A 16,179-nucleotide genomic window follows, 5' to 3' on the forward strand; every position below is an offset into this window, starting at 1 on the left:
AGGACCGTGCGAACTCATCTGCGCGGCTGGGCGTCCAGAACCTGCTGCAACGCCTCGAACTCCTCGACGCACTTGCCGGCGCCGAGCGCCACGCAGTCCAGCGGGGATTCCGCGATGTGGATGGGCATTCCGGTCTCGTGCCGCAGTCGCTCGTCCAGCCCGCGGAGCATCGCTCCCCCGCCGGCCAGCACGATGCCACGGTCCATGATGTCGCCGGAGAGCTCGGGCGGGCACTTGTCGAGCGTCGTCTTGACCGCGTCGACGATCGCGTTGACCGGCTCCTCGATGGCCTTGCGGACCTCGGCGGCCGAGATCACCACCGTCTTGGGCAGGCCGCTGACCAGGTCCCGGCCACGGATCTCGGTGTGCTCGTCCTTCTCCAGCTTCGGGTCGAAGGCCGACCCGATGGTGAGCTTGATCTGCTCCGCGCTGCGTTCGCCGAGCAGGAGGCTGTACTCCTTCTTGATGTGCTGGATGATCGAGCTGTCCAGCTCGTCGCCGGCGACCCTGATGGACTGCGCGGTGACGATGCCGCCGAGGGAGATCACGGCGACCTCGGTGGTGCCGCCGCCGATGTCGACCACCATGTTGCCGGTGGCCTCGTGGACCGGGAGCCCGGCGCCGATCGCGGCGGCCATCGGCTCCTCGATGATGTGCACCTGGCGGGCACCGGCCTGGGTGGTGGCCTCGATGACGGCGCGTCGCTCGACCCCGGTGATACCGGAGGGCACGCAGACGACGACGCGGGGCCGGGCCAGATAACGACGCTTGTGGATCTTGAGAATGAAGTAGCGCAGCATCCGCTCGGTGATCTCGAAGTCGGCGATGACGCCGTCCTTCAGCGGGCGGACCGCGACGATGTTTCCCGGGGTGCGGCCGATCATCTTCTTGGCCTCGGCGCCGACCGCCAGAATGCCGCCGGTGTTCGTGTTGATGGCGACGACCGAGGGCTCGTTGAGGACGATCCCGCGACCCCTGACGTACACCAGCGTGTTGGCAGTCCCGAGGTCGACAGCCATGTCACGGCCGATGAACGACATGTTGTTCGCCATGTGGATACGTCTGGCCTTCCCGAGCTTGAGCGGAGATTCCATCGTAGTCGCGCCCCACGGGGCACGGGGTCCGGGGTTCCGACGTCATTGTCATCAGAACACACAGCGTCCGCTGGTAATGGTGACGACGTGTCGGAGAGATTGGTTCCCGATAAAGCGTTGCATATGCCAGAGGCGACCGGATTTCTCCGGTCGCCTCTGAGCTGATTGGACGTCAGTCGGCGAGCCTGCACCGCAGGTCAGAGGGGGTACGGCCGGTCGGCACATACACCCGGAAGCGGGACGGCGGGCCGATTGTTCAGACCAGGCCCGGGAAGAAGAGCTTGATCTCACGCTCGGCGGACTCCGGGGAGTCCGAGGCGTGGATGAGGTTCTCGCGCACGATGCTGCCGAAATCCCCGCGAATGGATCCGGGGGCGGCGGCGATCGGGTCGGTGGGGCCGGCCAGCGCCCGTACGCCCTCGACGACGCGCTCGCCCTCGACGACCAGCGCGACGGACGGGCCCGAGGCCATGAACTCCATCAGCGGCTCGTAGAACGGGCGGCCGACGTGCTCGGCGTAGTGCTGCTCCAGGGTGCCGAGATCGAGCGTGCGCAGTTCGAGGGCGCCGATCGTCCAGCCTGCCTTGCGCTCGATCCGGCCGATGATCTCGCCGATCAGGCCGCGGCGGACGGCGTCCGGCTTGAGAAGGACAAGGGTGCGCTGGCTCACGGTACGGCTCCTACTGACGGTGACGGGTATGACGACATTACAAGGCGTGGTCAGGCCACCTGCGCCGAGTGCCTCGCCTTGGCCTCGTCGATCTTCCGGCCGAAGTGGATGGAGGCCCACCACAGGGCCGCGAAGACCACGCCCAGGAAGTACATCGTCCCGACCCAGTAGCCGCTCACGACCAGGGCGATCTGCAGCGCCCAGCCGATCGTGAGGGCGCCGGGGCGGGACAGCATGCCGCACAGCAGCACGCACAGCAGCATCCCCGCACCGCACACCGCCCACACGGTGCCGGCCGTCAGGTCGTCCTGCTTCATCGCGACGAGACCGGCGAAACCGATCACGAAGAACTCACCGATCAGGGTGCTCGCGCACAGGGTCCGCATCGTGCCGCCTCACTTCCGGCCCAGCAGCAGCCGGGCCTCTCCCACGGTGAACACCGATCCGGTGACCAGCACGCCCGCCCCCGAGTACGCGCCCTCGTCCTCGGCGAGGGTGATCGCGGCCTCGATGGCGTCGTCCAGCCGCGCCTCGACCTGCACCCGGTCGTCGCCGAAGACCTCGACGGCCAGCGCCGCCAGCGCGTCCACGTCCATCGCCCGGCTGGTCGAGTTCCGGGTCACCACGACCTCGGAGAACACCGGCTCGAACGCCTCCAGCAGCCCGCGGACGTCCTTCTCCGCACTCGGACCGACGACGCCCACCAGATGGGTGAAGTCGAAGACCTCACTGACCGCGGCCGCCGCCGCCCGTGCGCCGGCCGGGTTGTGCGCGGCGTCCAGGACGACGGTGGGGCTGCGCCGGATGATCTCCAGGCGGCCCGGCGACGTGACGGACGCGAAGGCACCGCGGATGGTGTCGATGTCCAGCGAGCCGACCCGGGTGGTGCCGATGCCGAAGAACGCCTCGACGGCCGCCAGCGCGACCGCGGCGTTCTGCGCCTGGTGCTCGCCGTGCAGCGGCAGGAAGATCTGCTCGTACTCGCCACCGAGCCCGCGCAGCGTCAGCAGCTGGCCGCCGACCGCGATCTCACGGTGCACGACCCCGAACTCCATGCCCTCGCGGGCCACCGTCGCGTCGACCTCGACGGCGTGCTTGAGCAGCACGGTCGCGGCGTCGACGGGCTGCTGGGACAGCACGACGGTCGCGTCCTTCTTGATGATCCCGGACTTCTCCACGGCGATCTCGCCGGGCGTCGTGCCCAGCCGGTCGGTGTGGTCGAGCGCGATCGGAGTGACGACGGCGACCGAGCCGTCGATCACGTTGGTGGCGTCCCAGCTGCCGCCCATGCCGACCTCGACGACCGCGACATCGACGGGGGCATCGGCGAAGGCCGCGTAGGCCATCGCGGTGAGCACCTCGAAGAACGACAGCCGGTGCGGCTGCGCGTTGTCCGTCATCTCGATGTACGGCTGGATGTCGCGGTACGTCTCGATGAACTTCTCGGCGCTGATCGGCTGCCCGTCCAGGCTGATCCGCTCCGTCATCGCCTGCACGTGCGGGCTGGTGTAGCGGCCGGTGCGCAGATGGAAGCCGAGCAGCAGCTGCTCGACCATGCGGGCGGTGCTGGTCTTGCCGTTGGTGCCGGTGATGTGGATGGCCGGGTAGGTGCGCTGCGGCTCGCCCAGGATGTCCATGAGTGCGGTCATCCGGTCGAGCGACGGCTCCAGCTTCGTCTCGGGCCAGCGCCCGGTCAGCTCCCCCTCGATCTCCCGCAGCTCACGCTCGGTCTCGGGGTCCTTGGGCGGGGCCGGTACGCCGTCGTCCGGCGTGAGCGGGACGGGCGTGCGCAGGGTACGGCTGCCTGCCTCGATCACCGCCATGTCGGCTTCCCGGACGGGCCCGCCGTCGGGGGCGTCGTCGTCCGGAGTCTCGTCGAACAGGTTTGCTGCCGCGTCGTCGTTCTGGGGGTGCTCGCTCACGCCGCCCAGTCTACGGAGCCGGTGCGGGTCCACATGCCCGGGTGAGCGGGCGGCGGCCCGCGCGCCCCCGGAGAACGCGGCGGACGCGGGGCCGGCCCGTGGCGAACGGGCCGGCCCCGCGTCCAGGAGGTCCGGGTGGTGCCGCGGCTCAGCTCAGCGGCAGGGCGTCCAGCTGGGCGGTGATGCGGGCGATGTCCGCCTCGGCCGCCGCCAGCCGGACCCGGATCTTGTCCACGACGGGCTCGGGCGCCTTGGCGAGGAACGCCTCGTTGCCGAGCTTGCCCAGCGCCTGCGCCTTCTCCTTCTCGGCCAGCCCGATGTCCTTGGTCAGCCGCTTGCGCTCGGCCTCGACGTCGATCGTGCCGGACAGGTCCAGCGCGACGGTGCCGCCGGCGACCGGGAGGGTCGCGGTGGCGCTGAACTCGTCACCGGCCGGCTGCAGACGCAGCAGCTGGCGGATGGGCGCCTCGTGGGCCGCCAGCGCGCCCGGCAGCGTGAGCTGCGCGGGGACCTTCTGGCCGGGCTGCAGGCCCTGGTCGGCGCGGAACCGGCGGACCTCGGTGACCACCCGCTGGACGCCGGCGATCTCCTTCTCGGCCGCCGCGTCCCGGAAACCGCTGTCCTTCGGCCAGTCGGCGATGACGACCGACTCTGCACCGGTGAGCGTGGTCCACAGGGTCTCGGTGACGAACGGGACCACCGGGTGCAGCAGCCGCAGCAGCACGTCCAGCACCTCGCCGAGCACCCGGCCGGAGACCTCGGCGCCGCGGCCGCCCGCGAAGAAGGTGGTCTTCGACAGCTCGACGTACCAGTCGAAGACCTCGTCCCACGCGAAGTGGTAGAGCGCCTCGGAGAGCTTGGAGAACTGGTAGTCCTCGTACAGCGCGTCCACTTCGGCGACGACCGTGTTGAGCCGGGACAGCACCCAGCGGTCGGTGGCCGACATCTCCTCGGCGGGCGGGAGTTCACCCTCGACCGTCGCGCCGTTCATGAGCGCGAAGCGCGTCGCGTTCCAGATCTTGTTGGTGAAGTTGCGGGACGCCTGGACCCAGTCCTCACCGATCGGCACGTCGACACCGGGGTTGGCGCCGCGCGCCAGGGTGAAGCGGACGGCGTCGGAGCCGTAAGTGTCCATCCAGTCCAGCGGGTTGACCGCGTTGCCGAAGGACTTCGACATCTTCTTGCCGAACTGGTCGCGGACCATGCCGTGCAGGGCGATGGTGTGGAACGGCGGGGTGCCGTCCATCGCGTACAGGCCGAACATCATCATCCGGGCGACCCAGAAGAAGAGGATGTCGTAGCCGGTGACCAGCACCGAGTTGGGATAGAACTTCTCCAGCGACTCCGTCTGCTCGGGCCAGCCCAGCGTCGAGAACGGCCACAGGCCCGACGAGAACCACGTGTCGAGCACGTCGGTGTCCTGCGTCCAGCCCTCACCGGCCGGGGGCTGCTCGTCCGGTCCGACGCAGACGACCTCGCCGGCCGGGCCGTACCAGACCGGGATGCGGTGGCCCCACCAGAGCTGGCGCGAGATGCACCAGTCGTGGAGGTTGTCGACCCAGCTGAAGTAGCGGGACTCCATCTCCTTGGGGTGGATCTTCACCCGGCCGTCGCGGACCGCGTCACCGGCGGCCTGCGCCAGCGGGCCGACCTTGACCCACCACTGCAGCGACAGCCGCGGCTCGATGGTCGTCTTGCAGCGCGAGCAGTGCCCCACGGAGTGCTGGTACGGGCGCTTCTCGGCGACGATGCGGCCCTCGGCGCGCAGGGCCGCCACGATGGCACTGCGGGCTTCGAGCCGGTCCAGGCCCTCGAACGGGCCCGGGACGGTGATGATCGCCCGCTCGTTCATGACGCTGAGGTTCGGCAGGTCGTGCCGGCGGCCGATCTCGAAGTCGTTCGGGTCGTGCGCCGGGGTCACCTTGACGGCGCCGGTGCCGAACTCCGGGTCCACGTGCTCGTCCGCGACGATCGGGATGCGGCGGCCGGTGAGCGGCAGCTCGATCTCGGTGCCGACCAGGTGCGCGTAGCGCTCGTCGCCCGGGTGCACGGCGACGGCGGTGTCACCGAGCATCGTCTCGGCGCGGGTGGTGGCGACGACGATGGCGTTGTCGCCCTCGCCGTAGCGGATCGAGACGAGCTCGCCGTCGTCGTCCTGGTACTCCACCTCGATGTCCGAGATGGCGGTCAGACAGCGCGGGCACCAGTTGATGATGCGCTCGGCGCGGTAGATCAGCTCGTCGTCGAAGAGCTTCTTGAAGATCGTCTGGACGGACCGTGACAGTCCCTCGTCCATGGTGAAGCGCTCGCGCGACCAGTCGACGCCGTCGCCGAGCCGGCGCATCTGGCCGGAGATCTGGCCGCCGGACTCTTCCTTCCACTGCCAGACCTTCTCGACGAACGCCTCGCGGCCCAGGTCGTGGCGGGACTTGCCCTCCTTGGCCAGCTCGCGCTCGACGACGTTCTGGGTGGCGATGCCCGCGTGGTCCATGCCGGGCTGCCACAGCGTCTCGTACCCCTGCATCCGCTTGCGGCGGGTCAGGGAGTCGATGATCGTGTGCTCGAAGGCGTGGCCCAGGTGCAGGCTGCCCGTCACGTTCGGCGGCGGGATGACGATCGTGTACGGCGGCTTGTCGCTCTTGGCGTCGGCCTCGAAGTACCCACGCTCCACCCAGCGCTCGTACAGCTTCCCCTCTACCTCGGCCGGCACGTACGCGGTCGGCAGTTCGGGGGTGCTGTTCGGCCCGCCATGGGGGCTGCGCTGAGAGTTGTCGGTCACCCGGCCATTCTACGGGCGCCCCCGCACCGCTCGTTACGAAGCCGTAGCGGGCCCGGCGTAAGCGGCGGGTAAGACATCCGGAAGGATGGGTGCACGGTCGTTTACGGAGGGGACGAGTCATATGAGCTACAACCAACCGCCGCCCGATCCCGGCTACGGCGGGCAGCCGAACCCCTACGGGCAGCAGCCGCAGCAGCCGCAGCAGCCCGGCGGATACGGCCAGCCCCAGCCGGGCGGCTACGGTCAGCCGCCTCAGCAGCCCGGGTACGGCTACCCGGCGCAGCAGGTCCCCCCGCAGCCCGGCCCGTACGGACAGCAGCCGCAGCAGGGCTTCGGCGGCTATCCGCCGCAGCCGCCGCCCGGGAAGAAGAACACGGTGTGGATCGTCATCGCCGCCGTGGTCGTCGTCGCCGCGATCGGCGGTGGCGCCTTCGCGCTCCTCGGCAGCGGGGACGACAAGGACAAGGGCACAGTCAGCAGCAGCGGCGGCACCACGGGCGGCACCAAGGGCAGCGGCAGCGACGACGGCAAGAAGTACAAGCTGACCGCTCCGCAGACCGTCGCCGGTGACTTCCAGCTCAAGGACCCGCTGGACGACGACAGCAAGACCGAGATGAACAAGGTGCCCGGAGTCGCCAACCCGGCTCCGGCGGGCGGCAGTTACGAGAGCAGCACCAAGAAGAAGATGCTGTTCAGGGGCGTGTGGGGCACGGTCGCCGATCCCGGGAGGGAGGTGGACGCGCTCTTCGTCAGCGGCACGCAGGACATCACCAAGGAGGGTGACGCCGAGCTGGTCGGGACCCCGGAGAAGGTCACCCCGGACGGGCTCGACGGCGGCGCCGTCATGAAGTGCCAGATCGTCCGGTTCAAGGCGCCCACCACCAGCACCTCGCCGGTGAAGAGCGCGGACGTTCCGCTGTGCATCTGGTCCGACCGCAGCACCGTGGCCATGGTCATGGTCGTCGACCCGATCGCCGCTCTCACCGGCAGCGGCCCCAGCATCAGCGACACCGCGGCCACCACCGCGAAGGTGCGCAAGGACGCGCGCGTCGAGATCAAGTAGACCGCGGCGCGGCAGACCGTGACCGCGTAGCGGTACCCGGCCACACGAAGCAAGACGTACGTTCCACGAGGGGAAGCACCACACATGAGCTACAACCAGCCGCCGCCGGGTTACGGCCAGCCGCAGCAGCCGCAGCAGCCCTACGGCCAGCAGCCGCCCCAGCCCGGGTACGGCGGCTACCCCCAGCAGCCGCAGCAGCCCCAGCAGCAGGGCTGGCCGCAGCAGCAGGGTTACCCGCAGCAGCCCCAGCAGCCGCAGCCGCAGCAGGGCTGGAACGGCCAGCAGCCGGGCCAGCAGCCCGGATACCCGCCGCAGCCGCCGCAGGGCAAGAGCAAGGCCGTCCCTGTGGTGATCGGCGTCGTGGTGCTCGCCGCGATCGGCGGGGGCATCTACTTCGCCACCAGTGGCGGTTCCAGCGGCAGTGGCGGCGGCTACAAGATCGCCTTCCCGGAGAAGATCGCCGACGGCAAGTACACCAAGTCGTCGGAGAACATCGGCACCCCTGAGACGGGCAAGTCGGACGCCGGCATCACCGACCCGACCAGCGTGCGGGGAACGTACAAGTCGGACAAGGAGACGGTCTCCCTCTCCGGCGGCGAAGGCAACGTCACGGACCCCAAGGCTGCGGTCGACAAGATCCTGTCGAGCGGTCTCAGCAAGAGCGGCTCCGAGGCCACCGAGCAGCACCCCGCCGGATTCGACGGCACCGTGATGAAGTGCGCCGGTGGCGGCTCGTCCATGCCCTACTGCGTCTGGGGCGACGACAGCACCGTGATGATCTCGATGTACATCAACATCGACCTCAGCGGTACGTCCACGCCGCCCTCGGCCGCCGACTGGGCGAACACCACGGCCAAGATCCGCAGCGAGATCCGCGTCAAGAAGTAGCCGCACCCGTGCGGTAGCCGCACAACGCGAAGGGGGCGCCCGGCAGTTGCCGGGCGCCCCCTTCGGTGTCTGTCCGCCGAGCGCTAGGCGCTCTTCTGCTCGCCCTTGCCGATGATGCGCGGCTCACGCGGCACCAAGGTCGGGTTGACGTTGGAGTGCACGACCTCGTCGGTGATGACGACACGGGCGACGTCCTTGCGGGACGGCACCTCGTACATCACGGACATCAGCACCTCCTCCATGATGGCGCGCAGCCCGCGCGCGCCGGTCTGGCGGAGGATCGCCTGGTCGGCGATGGCTTCCAGCGCGCTGTGCTCGAACTCCAGCTCCACACCGTCGAGTTCGAAGAGCTTCTGGTACTGCTTCACCAGTGCGTTCTTCGGCTCCACGAGGATCTGCAGCAGCGCCTCGCGGTCAAGGTTGTGGACGGAGGTGATGACCGGTAGCCGGCCGATGAACTCGGGAATCATCCCGAACTTCACCAGGTCCTCCGGCATGATCTCCTGGAACTGGTTCGCGGCCTGGATCTCGCGCTTGGAGCGGATCGTCGCGCCGAAGCCGATGCCCTTGGCGCCGGCCCGCGATTCGATGATCTTCTCCAGGCCCGCGAAGGCACCGCCCACGATGAACAGCACGTTCGTGGTGTCGATCTGGATGAACTCCTGGTGCGGGTGCTTGCGCCCGCCCTGCGGCGGCACCGAGGCCGTCGTGCCTTCCAGGATCTTCAGCAGCGCCTGCTGAACGCCCTCACCGGACACATCCCGCGTGATCGAAGGATTTTCACTCTTGCGAGCGACCTTGTCGATCTCGTCGATGTAGATGATCCCGGTCTCGGCCTTCTTGACGTCGTAGTCGGCCGCCTGGATCAGCTTGAGCAGGATGTTCTCGACGTCCTCGCCGACGTAGCCCGCCTCGGTGAGCGCGGTGGCGTCGGCGATGGCGAACGGCACGTTCAGCATCCGGGCGAGGGTCTGCGCGAGCAGCGTCTTGCCGGATCCGGTGGGACCGAGGAGCAGGATGTTGGACTTGGCGAGCTCGATGGCGTCGTCGTGGCCCCGGCCGTTGTTCTCACCGGCCTGCACCCGCTTGTAATGGTTGTAGACCGCGACCGAGAGGGCCTTCTTCGCCGGCTCCTGGCCGACGACGTAGCTCTCCAGGAACTCGTAGATCTCCCGAGGCTTGGGCAGATCCTCCCACCGCACTTCGGAGGACTCGGCCAGCTCCTCCTCGATGATCTCGTTGCAGAGATCGATGCACTCATCGCAGATGTACACACCAGGCCCTGCGATGAGCTTCTTCACCTGCTTCTGGCTCTTGCCGCAGAACGAGCACTTGAGCAGGTCGCCGCCGTCACCGATGCGTGCCACGAGGTGTTTCCCCTTCGCCTGGGATCCGCCTAGTCCAACGGAACCTGGTGCTTCTCTCATCGACGGTACCTTGCCGCGCCCCCCGTGCGGGCCCCCCTTGGACCTACTCAGTCCAAGGAGGGCGGTAACGCTTCCGCACTACGGTGCCCCGCAGGGGTACCGCGACCTGCCCGTCAGACCGACGCGGAGGTCTTACGGGTGGAGACGATCTGGTCGACCAGACCGTACGCGAGGGCTTCCTCGGCGGTCAGGATCTTGTCGCGCTCGATGTCCTCGCGGATCTGATCGATCGGCGTGGTGGAGTGCTTGGCGAGCATCTCCTCCAGCTGCGCGCGCATCCGGATGATCTCGTTGGCCGCGATCTCCAGGTCGGAGACCTGACCCCGGCCGGTCTCGCTGTACGGCTGGTGGATCAGGATCCGGGCGTTCGGCAGCGCCATCCGCTTGCCGGGGCTGCCGGCCGCGAGCAGCACGGCCGCGGCGGAGGCCGCCTGGCCCATGCAGACCGTCTGGATGTCCGGCTTCACGAACTGCATGGTGTCGTAGATGGCCGTGAGGGCCGTGAACGAGCCACCGGGCGAGTTGATATAGACGGAGATGTCGCGGTCCGGGTCCATCGACTCCAGGCACAGCAGCTGCGCCATGACGTCGTTGGCCGAGGCGTCGTCGATCTGCACGCCGAGGAAGATCACGCGCTCCTCGAAGAGCTTCGCGTACGGGTCGTACTCGCGCACGCCCTGCGAGGTGCGCTCGACGAAGCGCGGAATGATGTAGCGGGCCTCGGCGCCGAGCACACCTGGCGCCTCGGCCATCGTGCGCTCGTAGAGGCCGCTACCGGGGAAATTCAGGGAGTTCACTTTCACCGTCCTGGTGATGAGCAGTGGGCTGGGCGGGTTCGGCGGAGGGGGCCTGAGGTGCTCAGACAGCCCCGGTGCCGCCACCACCCGGAACGCCGGAGGCGGTGAGCATGACCCCGTCCAGCAGGCCGTACGCGGTGGCCTCCTCGGCCGAGAACCAGCGGTCGCGGTCGGAGTCCTTGGTGATCTGCTCGACGCTCTGGCCGCTGTGCTGCGCGATGAGCTCGGCCATCCGCCGCTTGGTGTGCAGCAGCTGCTCGGCCTGGATCTTGATGTCGGTGGCGGAGCCACCCAGACCGGCGGAGGGCTGGTGCATCAGGATCCGGGTGTTCGGCAGCGCGAAGCGCTTGCCGGGCGTGCCCGCGGTGAGCAGGAACTGACCCATCGAGGCGGCGAGGCCCATGGCGATCGTCACGACGTCGTTCTTGATGAACTGCATCGTGTCGTAGATCGCCATGCCGGCCGTCACGGAGCCGCCGGGCGAGTTGATGTAGAGGTAGATGTCCTTGTCCGGGTCAGCGGCGAGAAGGAGCAGCTGCGCGGTGATCTTGTTGGCGATATCGTCGTCGACCGCCTGGCCGAGGAAGATGATCCGCTCGTTGAGCAGTCGGTTGTAGACCTGGTCGCCGAGTCCACCGATGGTCGGCTCGCCGGCGGCGGAAGGCATCGGAGTCGTCACGTATCCACCTGCTCGTTGTCGGACGGCCCGGGGCCGTCTCAGCGTCTTCGTCTTCGCGTCTTCGCGTCTTCGGGTGTTCTCGGGCGGCTTCGGGGGTCAGTCCCCCAGCATCCCTACTTGGACCCTAACGCGCAGGTGGGGCCCAGCAATCCCCTACGCGAAACTGTTCGCTGTGAGCGCAGGCTCGACGCCCGGGTAAGCAAAACGGGCCCGAACGCGGCTTCGCGTCCGGGCCCGTCGTGCGAACAGGTCAGGCCTTGTCGGAGGTCGCCTCGACGGCGTCCTCGGCATCGGTGGCGGTCTCCTCGTCGGAGCCGGCCTCCACCGTCACAGCACCCTCGTCCTCGACCTCGTCGTCCAGGTCGACCGTCTCACCGTTGGTGTCGGTGACCTTGGCGGCCTCGACGACCACCGCGAGCGCCTTGCCGCGGGCGACCTCGCCGACGAGCATCGGCACCTGGCCGCCTTCGACGACGGCCTGGGCGAACTGGTCCGGGCTCATGCCCGAGGAGGCGGCGCGGCGCATGAGGTGCTCGGTGAGCTCCTCCTGGTTGACCGACAGCTGCTCCTTGGAGACCAGCTCATCCAGGATGAACTGGGTCTTGATGCCCTTGGTGGCCTGCGCGCCGAGCTCCGCGTCGTGCTCCTCGGCGGTCTTGCCCTCGCGCTCCAGGTAGCCGTCCCAGTCCAGGCCCATGGCCGGGAACTGGTGGTGCTCCAGGTTGTGCTTGCGGGTCTGGATCTCGTCCGCCAGCAGCTTCTCCGGCATCGGGACCTCGACCAGCTCCAGGAGGGCGTCGAGCACCTTCTCCTGGGCCTGGGTGGCCTGGTCGTAACGCTTCATGTTCTCGAGGCGCTTGACGCTGTCCGCGCGCAGCTCCTCGAGGGTGTCGAACTCGCTCGCCAGCTGGGCGAAGTCGTCGTCCAGCTCGGGCAGCTCACGGGCCTGGACGGACGTCACGTCCACCTTGACCGACGAGGTCTTGCCGGCGGCGGAGCCGCCCTTGAGCTCGGAGTCGAAGGTGGCGGTGCCGCCGGCCTCGAGACCGATGACGGCCTCGTCGATGCCCTCGAGCAGCTGGCCGGAGCCGATGGTGTAGCTGATGCCCTTGGCGACGCCGTCCTCGAGGACCTCGCCGTCCACGGACGCTTCGAGGTCCAGGACCACGACATCGCCCTCGGCGGCGGCGCGCTCGACCGGGGAGGTCGAGGCGAAGCGCTCGCGGAGCTGCTCCAGCGACTTGTCGATGTCCTCGTCCGACACCTCAAGGGCGTCGACGGTGACCTCGATGCCGGAGTAGTCCGGGATCTCGATCGCCGGACGGATGTCGACCTCTGCGGTGAACTTGAGGTCCTGGCCGTCGTTGAACTCGGTGATGTCGACGTCGGGCTGGCCGAGAACGTTCAGCTCACCCTCGCTGACAGCCTCCGTGTAGAACTTCGGGAGTGCGTCGTTGATGGCCTCTTCGAGGACCGAGCCGCGACCGAACCGCTGGTCGATGACGCGCGCGGGGATCTTGCCCTTACGGAAGCCCGGCACCGTGACCTGCTGGTTGATCTTCTTGTAGGCCGCGTCGAGGCTGGGCTTGAGCTCCTCGAAGGGCACCTCGACAGTGAGTCGAACCCGGGTCGGGTTCAGAGTCTCGACGGCGCTCTTCACGGTTGGGTCTCCTTGGGGCTGACATCAGGGGCTTTAGAGAATCGCGCCAACACCCGGTTCCCACCATGTGAGCGGAACCGGCGGCCGACGAGACGTACTACTCGGGGACTGCGCCCCTACGTCGCCCCGTATACAGGCGCCATTGCATAGTACCGGTACGACGGGCACGCCCGTCCCGCTCGGCAAAGTCATCTGGTCGGGGTGGCCGGATTCGAACCGACGGCCTTCCGCTCCCAAAGCGGACGCGCTACCAAGCTGCGCCACACCCCGCTGGTGCGAGACGTAGAGTACATGCCCTGGTACACGCGGGCGGCCAATATTCCGTCGCGACTTCAACTGAATCCCGGCCGGGTCACACACCCGGATTTACCGGTGTGCGGCGGGGGTGTGCGAGCCGCTACGATGCGGTGTGCCAGAATCTGTGGCGCTGCGGGCGTAGCTCAATGGTAGAGCCCTAGTCTTCCAAACTAGCTACGCGGGTTCGATTCCCGTCGCCCGCTCTGTACGGCTCCGGCCCGTGCCCGAGGACTTCCGTCCCGGTCACGGGCCGGCCGCGTTCCAGGGTGCCGGTGCGTTCTAGGGTGCCGGGCATGGAGATCTGGATCAATCCCGCCTGTTCGAAGTGCCGCTCCGCGCTGAGCACCCTGGACGCCGAGGGCGCGGAGTACACCGTCCGCCGCTATCTGGAGGACCCGCCGGACGCGGTCGAGCTGCGGGCGGTGCTGGGGCGGCTGGGGCTGGAGCCGTGGGACATCGCACGGACCCAGGAGCCGGCCGCCGCCGGGCTGGGCCTGAAGGAGTGGGGCCGCGCCCCCGAGGACCGCGACCGCTGGATCGACGCCCTCGCCGCCCACCCCTCCCTCATCCAGCGCCCGATCATCACCTCCGACGACGGCACGGCCCAGGTGGCCCGCACTGAGGACGCGGTACGCGACGCACTGGGGCGCGGCGGGGCGGGCTGAGGCCCGGCGGTGTCGGTGGCGCGGGCTATGGTCCGGTGATCAACACGTAGAACTTGGGAGGGGTACGTGTTCCACTCACGACACCGCAGAAACCTGGCCCGCTGGGGGGCCGCCGTGGCGGCCGTCACGTGCGCGCTGGGCATGGCGACCACCGGCACCGCACAGGCCGACGCGTATCCGTACGCGCTGAGCGACCTGCAGACGCATCCGGGGAACGCCTGCGCCAGCGGGACCCCGCTGCCCTGGATAGGCAACACCCGGGTCGCGCTGAGCGCCCGGGTGGACGGCACCAGCCCGGCCGAGCCGCGGCCGTCGGTCCACTTCAAGGTCTGGAAGGGCGACGAGAACGCCCCCGTCGCGGAGGCGGTGCTCACCAGCCTCGCGGGCGGCCAGGCGTCGACGTTCTCGGTGCCGGACGAGCTGCTCCCGTCCGGGGAGGGGTACGCGTGGTCCGCGCGTCTGGAGAACAGCGCGGGCCCGAGCTCCGCGTGGGCCGCCCCGTGCGGCTTCTCGGTGGACCGTGACCGGCCCCCCACCCCGACGGTCGCGTTCACCGACGGCTACCCGAACAGCGGGCCGGGTGTGCCGGCCGGCACCGTGCGCAGCCTCAGGTTCACGGTCCCCGCGGGAAGCGAGGTGGACGGCTTCTGCTTCTCCGTACGAGCCGCCGACGAACCGGACACGAGCCACCCGACCGGTCCGCACGGCTGCGGGCCGCAGTGGGCGCCGGTCGGGCCGGACGGGACGGCGACCGCGACGTTCGTCACCCCGGACAGCTCGGGGCCGAGCAGCGTCAAGGTCTTCAGCGTGGACCGGGCGGGCCAGCGGTCGGACACCGCCCGCGTGGAGTACTGGATCACCACCCCGTTCGTCGAGCCCCCCGGGGACTACTCCGGTGACGGCCACCCCGACCTGTTCAGCGTCGGGACCGACGGCAAGCTCTACCTGCACCCCGGCCGGGCGAACGGCACGTTCGGCGCGCCCGTGCTCTCGGACGGCGGGGACTGGCGGGGCACGCTGATCGCCCGCGCCGGCTACAACGTGCCGCTGTCCGGCCTCAACCAGGACACCGACCCGCGCAACGACCTCCTGGTGCGCCGCGGTTCGCAGCTGTTCGTCTACCCGGGCAACGGCAAGGGCGGATTCGGGACCCCGGTTCCGGCCCTGTCGGGCGTGGACACCCATGACTGGTCGGCGGCGACGCAGCTGGTCGTGAGCCCGAACCCGCAGTTCTCCGGCTTCCTCCTGGCGAAGGAGGGCGACCGCCTGGTCTATGCCCCGCTGGGACGCGACGCGGTGGTGGGCAGGGTGATCACCCTGGTGCAGAGCGGCTGGGCCGACAAGACCGTCGCGATCTCCGACCAGCTCGTGGACGGCGACCTGCCGAAGGTGTGGGTGCGCGACGGCGTGGCCGGCACCCTCTCCCAGTACCCGATCCTGCGGGACTGGAGCTCGGACCAGCTGGATCCCGGGAGCCTCGGCGACCCCACCGTCATCGCGGCTTCGGGCTGGAAGACGGCGCAGCACCCGCTCTTCCTCGCTCCGTTCGACCTGAACGGTGACGGCCGCAACGACCTGCTCGCCACCACCCGGACGCAGGGCCTGCAACTCTTCGTCCCGGCGGCGGACGGGACGCTGGGCGCCCCGGCCACCTTGGCCCGCAGCGGCTGGCCCACCGGCCACAACCTGTTCTAGGACGGGTCCGACGGCCCACCCGTACGAGATCACCGCGGCCCCCTGCCACCCGGCAGGGGGCCGCGGTCAGTCGACCGGGACGCCCTGGGGGGCTTTGATACGTTTCATAATCATTTGGGAGTTGACGTCGCTGACGCCCGGGAGGGAGATCAGCTTCTCGGTCCAGAAGCGCTCGTAGGCCTCGCTGTCGGCGACGGCGATGCGGAGGAGGCAGCCGGGGGCGCCGTAGAGGCGGTAGGCCTCGACCACGTCAGGGGTGGACTGGAGCTGGGCCTCGAAGGCGGCGACGGAGTCGCGGTCGCGGCGGACCTCGACGGAGGCGAAGACCTCGAAGCCGCGGCCGACGGCGGCCGGCTCGACGACGGCGCGGTAGCTGCGGATCACCCCGTCGTCCTCCAGCTGGCGCACCCGGCGCAGGCAGGGGGAAGGGGTGAGGCCGACCCGCTGGGCCAGCTCCTGGTTGGTCAGCCGGCCGTCGGCCTGCAGCTCGCGCAAGATTCGTCTGTCGATGGCGTCCATGGTGACATTTTCTAGCACTGTCGT

14 protein-coding genes and 2 tRNA genes are annotated in these 16,179 nt (G+C 69.2%); 5 read left to right on the plus strand and 11 right to left on the minus strand.

Annotation, left to right across the window (positions count from 1 at the left end; translation table 11 throughout):
- Nucleotides 1-14 precede the first annotated feature (14 nt).
- From LNW72_RS15155 to LNW72_RS15175, 5 genes are all read right to left on the minus strand, one after another.
- The gene (locus LNW72_RS15155; protein WP_250980162.1) at nt 15-1,040 is read right to left on the minus strand and encodes a rod shape-determining protein; all 1,026 of its coding nucleotides are present in this window, start codon (nt 1,038-1,040) and stop codon (nt 15-17) included.
- A gap of 310 nt (nt 1,041-1,350) precedes the next feature.
- Nucleotides 1,351-1,764 carry a nucleoside-diphosphate kinase gene (ndk, locus tag LNW72_RS15160; RefSeq protein ID WP_138357754.1) on the minus strand — a complete coding sequence of 138 codons (414 nt, stop codon included), beginning with the start codon at nt 1,762-1,764 and terminating at the stop codon, nt 1,351-1,353.
- Nucleotides 1,765-1,814: 50 nt separating this feature from the next.
- Nucleotides 1,815-2,150, minus strand: a complete 336-nt coding sequence (locus LNW72_RS15165; RefSeq protein WP_250975905.1) for a DUF4233 domain-containing protein — start codon at nt 2,148-2,150, stop codon at nt 1,815-1,817.
- A 9-nt stretch (nt 2,151-2,159) separates the two neighbouring features.
- The gene (locus LNW72_RS15170; RefSeq protein WP_250980163.1) at nt 2,160-3,647 is read right to left on the minus strand and encodes a folylpolyglutamate synthase/dihydrofolate synthase family protein; all 1,488 of its coding nucleotides are present in this window, start codon (nt 3,645-3,647) and stop codon (nt 2,160-2,162) included.
- A gap of 187 nt (nt 3,648-3,834) precedes the next feature.
- Nucleotides 3,835-6,465: a valine--tRNA ligase gene (locus LNW72_RS15175; protein WP_250975906.1), complete on the minus strand. Its 2,631-nt coding sequence runs from the start codon at nt 6,463-6,465 to the stop codon at nt 3,835-3,837.
- A gap of 121 nt (nt 6,466-6,586) precedes the next feature.
- Here LNW72_RS15175 and LNW72_RS15180 point away from each other — a divergent pair, with 121 nt between their 5' ends.
- Nucleotides 6,587-7,528, plus strand: coding sequence for a hypothetical protein (locus tag LNW72_RS15180; RefSeq protein ID WP_250975907.1), 942 nt, complete (start codon nt 6,587-6,589; stop codon nt 7,526-7,528).
- A gap of 84 nt (nt 7,529-7,612) precedes the next feature.
- Complete coding sequence (locus LNW72_RS15185) at nt 7,613-8,416, plus strand: hypothetical protein (RefSeq protein ID WP_250975908.1); 804 nt, start codon at nt 7,613-7,615, stop codon at nt 8,414-8,416.
- 83 nt (nt 8,417-8,499) lie between these two features.
- On the opposite strand, the gene clpX is transcribed toward LNW72_RS15185, so the two are convergent.
- From clpX to LNW72_RS15210, 5 genes are all read right to left on the minus strand, one after another.
- Nucleotides 8,500-9,783, minus strand: coding sequence for an ATP-dependent Clp protease ATP-binding subunit ClpX (gene clpX, locus LNW72_RS15190; RefSeq protein ID WP_138357760.1), 1,284 nt, complete (start codon nt 9,781-9,783; stop codon nt 8,500-8,502).
- A gap of 173 nt (nt 9,784-9,956) precedes the next feature.
- Nucleotides 9,957-10,595 (minus strand): ATP-dependent Clp protease proteolytic subunit, encoded by a 639-nt coding sequence (locus tag LNW72_RS15195; protein WP_250980164.1) that lies wholly within the window; start codon nt 10,593-10,595, stop codon nt 9,957-9,959.
- A 106-nt stretch (nt 10,596-10,701) separates the two neighbouring features.
- Nucleotides 10,702-11,307 carry an ATP-dependent Clp protease proteolytic subunit gene (locus LNW72_RS15200; RefSeq protein ID WP_164295743.1) on the minus strand — a complete coding sequence of 202 codons (606 nt, stop codon included), beginning with the start codon at nt 11,305-11,307 and terminating at the stop codon, nt 10,702-10,704.
- Between the two features lie 262 nt (nt 11,308-11,569).
- The gene (gene tig / locus LNW72_RS15205; RefSeq protein ID WP_250975909.1) at nt 11,570-12,979 is read right to left on the minus strand and encodes a trigger factor; all 1,410 of its coding nucleotides are present in this window, start codon (nt 12,977-12,979) and stop codon (nt 11,570-11,572) included.
- Nucleotides 12,980-13,172: 193 nt separating this feature from the next.
- Nucleotides 13,173-13,249 (minus strand) — tRNA-Pro (locus LNW72_RS15210).
- 159 nt (nt 13,250-13,408) lie between these two features.
- On the opposite strand from LNW72_RS15210, the gene LNW72_RS15215 reads away from it, so the two are divergent.
- The 3 genes from LNW72_RS15215 (at nt 13,409) to LNW72_RS15225 (ending at nt 15,636) form a co-directional block, all read left to right on the plus strand.
- Nucleotides 13,409-13,479, plus strand: a tRNA-Gly gene (locus LNW72_RS15215).
- 90 nt (nt 13,480-13,569) lie between these two features.
- A complete protein-coding gene (locus tag LNW72_RS15220; RefSeq protein WP_250975910.1) occupies nt 13,570-13,941 on the plus strand; it encodes an arsenate reductase family protein in 372 nt (123 codons plus the stop codon).
- A 66-nt stretch (nt 13,942-14,007) separates the two neighbouring features.
- Nucleotides 14,008-15,636 carry a hypothetical protein gene (locus LNW72_RS15225; RefSeq protein ID WP_250975911.1) on the plus strand — a complete coding sequence of 543 codons (1,629 nt, stop codon included), beginning with the start codon at nt 14,008-14,010 and terminating at the stop codon, nt 15,634-15,636.
- Nucleotides 15,637-15,702: 66 nt separating this feature from the next.
- On the opposite strand, the gene LNW72_RS15230 is transcribed toward LNW72_RS15225, so the two are convergent.
- Complete coding sequence (locus LNW72_RS15230; protein ID WP_138357640.1) at nt 15,703-16,155, minus strand: Lrp/AsnC family transcriptional regulator; 453 nt, start codon at nt 16,153-16,155, stop codon at nt 15,703-15,705.
- Between the last annotated feature and the right edge of the window lie 24 nt (nt 16,156-16,179).

Origin of the sequence: Streptomyces sp. RKAG293 (genome assembly GCF_023701745.1) — a bacterium.
Taxonomy (GTDB): domain Bacteria; phylum Actinomycetota; class Actinomycetes; order Streptomycetales; family Streptomycetaceae; genus Actinacidiphila.

Excerpts from the sequence above, each read along its gene's own strand:
- LNW72_RS15155 (WP_250980162.1), bottom strand. The coding sequence starts at position 1,040 with ATGTCGTTCATCGGCCGTGACATGGCTGTCGACCTCGGGACTGCCAAC.
- LNW72_RS15165 (WP_250975905.1), bottom strand. The coding sequence starts at position 2,150 with ATGCGGACCCTGTGCGCGAGCACCCTGATCGGTGAGTTCTTCGTGATC.
- LNW72_RS15180 (WP_250975907.1), top strand. The coding sequence starts at position 6,587 with ATGAGCTACAACCAACCGCCGCCCGATCCCGGCTACGGCGGGCAGCCG.
- LNW72_RS15185 (WP_250975908.1), top strand. The coding sequence starts at position 7,613 with ATGAGCTACAACCAGCCGCCGCCGGGTTACGGCCAGCCGCAGCAGCCG.
- LNW72_RS15195 (WP_250980164.1), bottom strand. The coding sequence starts at position 10,595 with ATGGCCGAGGCGCCAGGTGTGCTCGGCGCCGAGGCCCGCTACATCATT.
- LNW72_RS15200 (WP_164295743.1), bottom strand. The coding sequence starts at position 11,307 with ATGCCTTCCGCCGCCGGCGAGCCGACCATCGGTGGACTCGGCGACCAG.
- LNW72_RS15220 (WP_250975910.1), top strand. The coding sequence starts at position 13,570 with ATGGAGATCTGGATCAATCCCGCCTGTTCGAAGTGCCGCTCCGCGCTG.
- LNW72_RS15230 (WP_138357640.1), bottom strand. The coding sequence starts at position 16,155 with ATGGACGCCATCGACAGACGAATCTTGCGCGAGCTGCAGGCCGACGGC.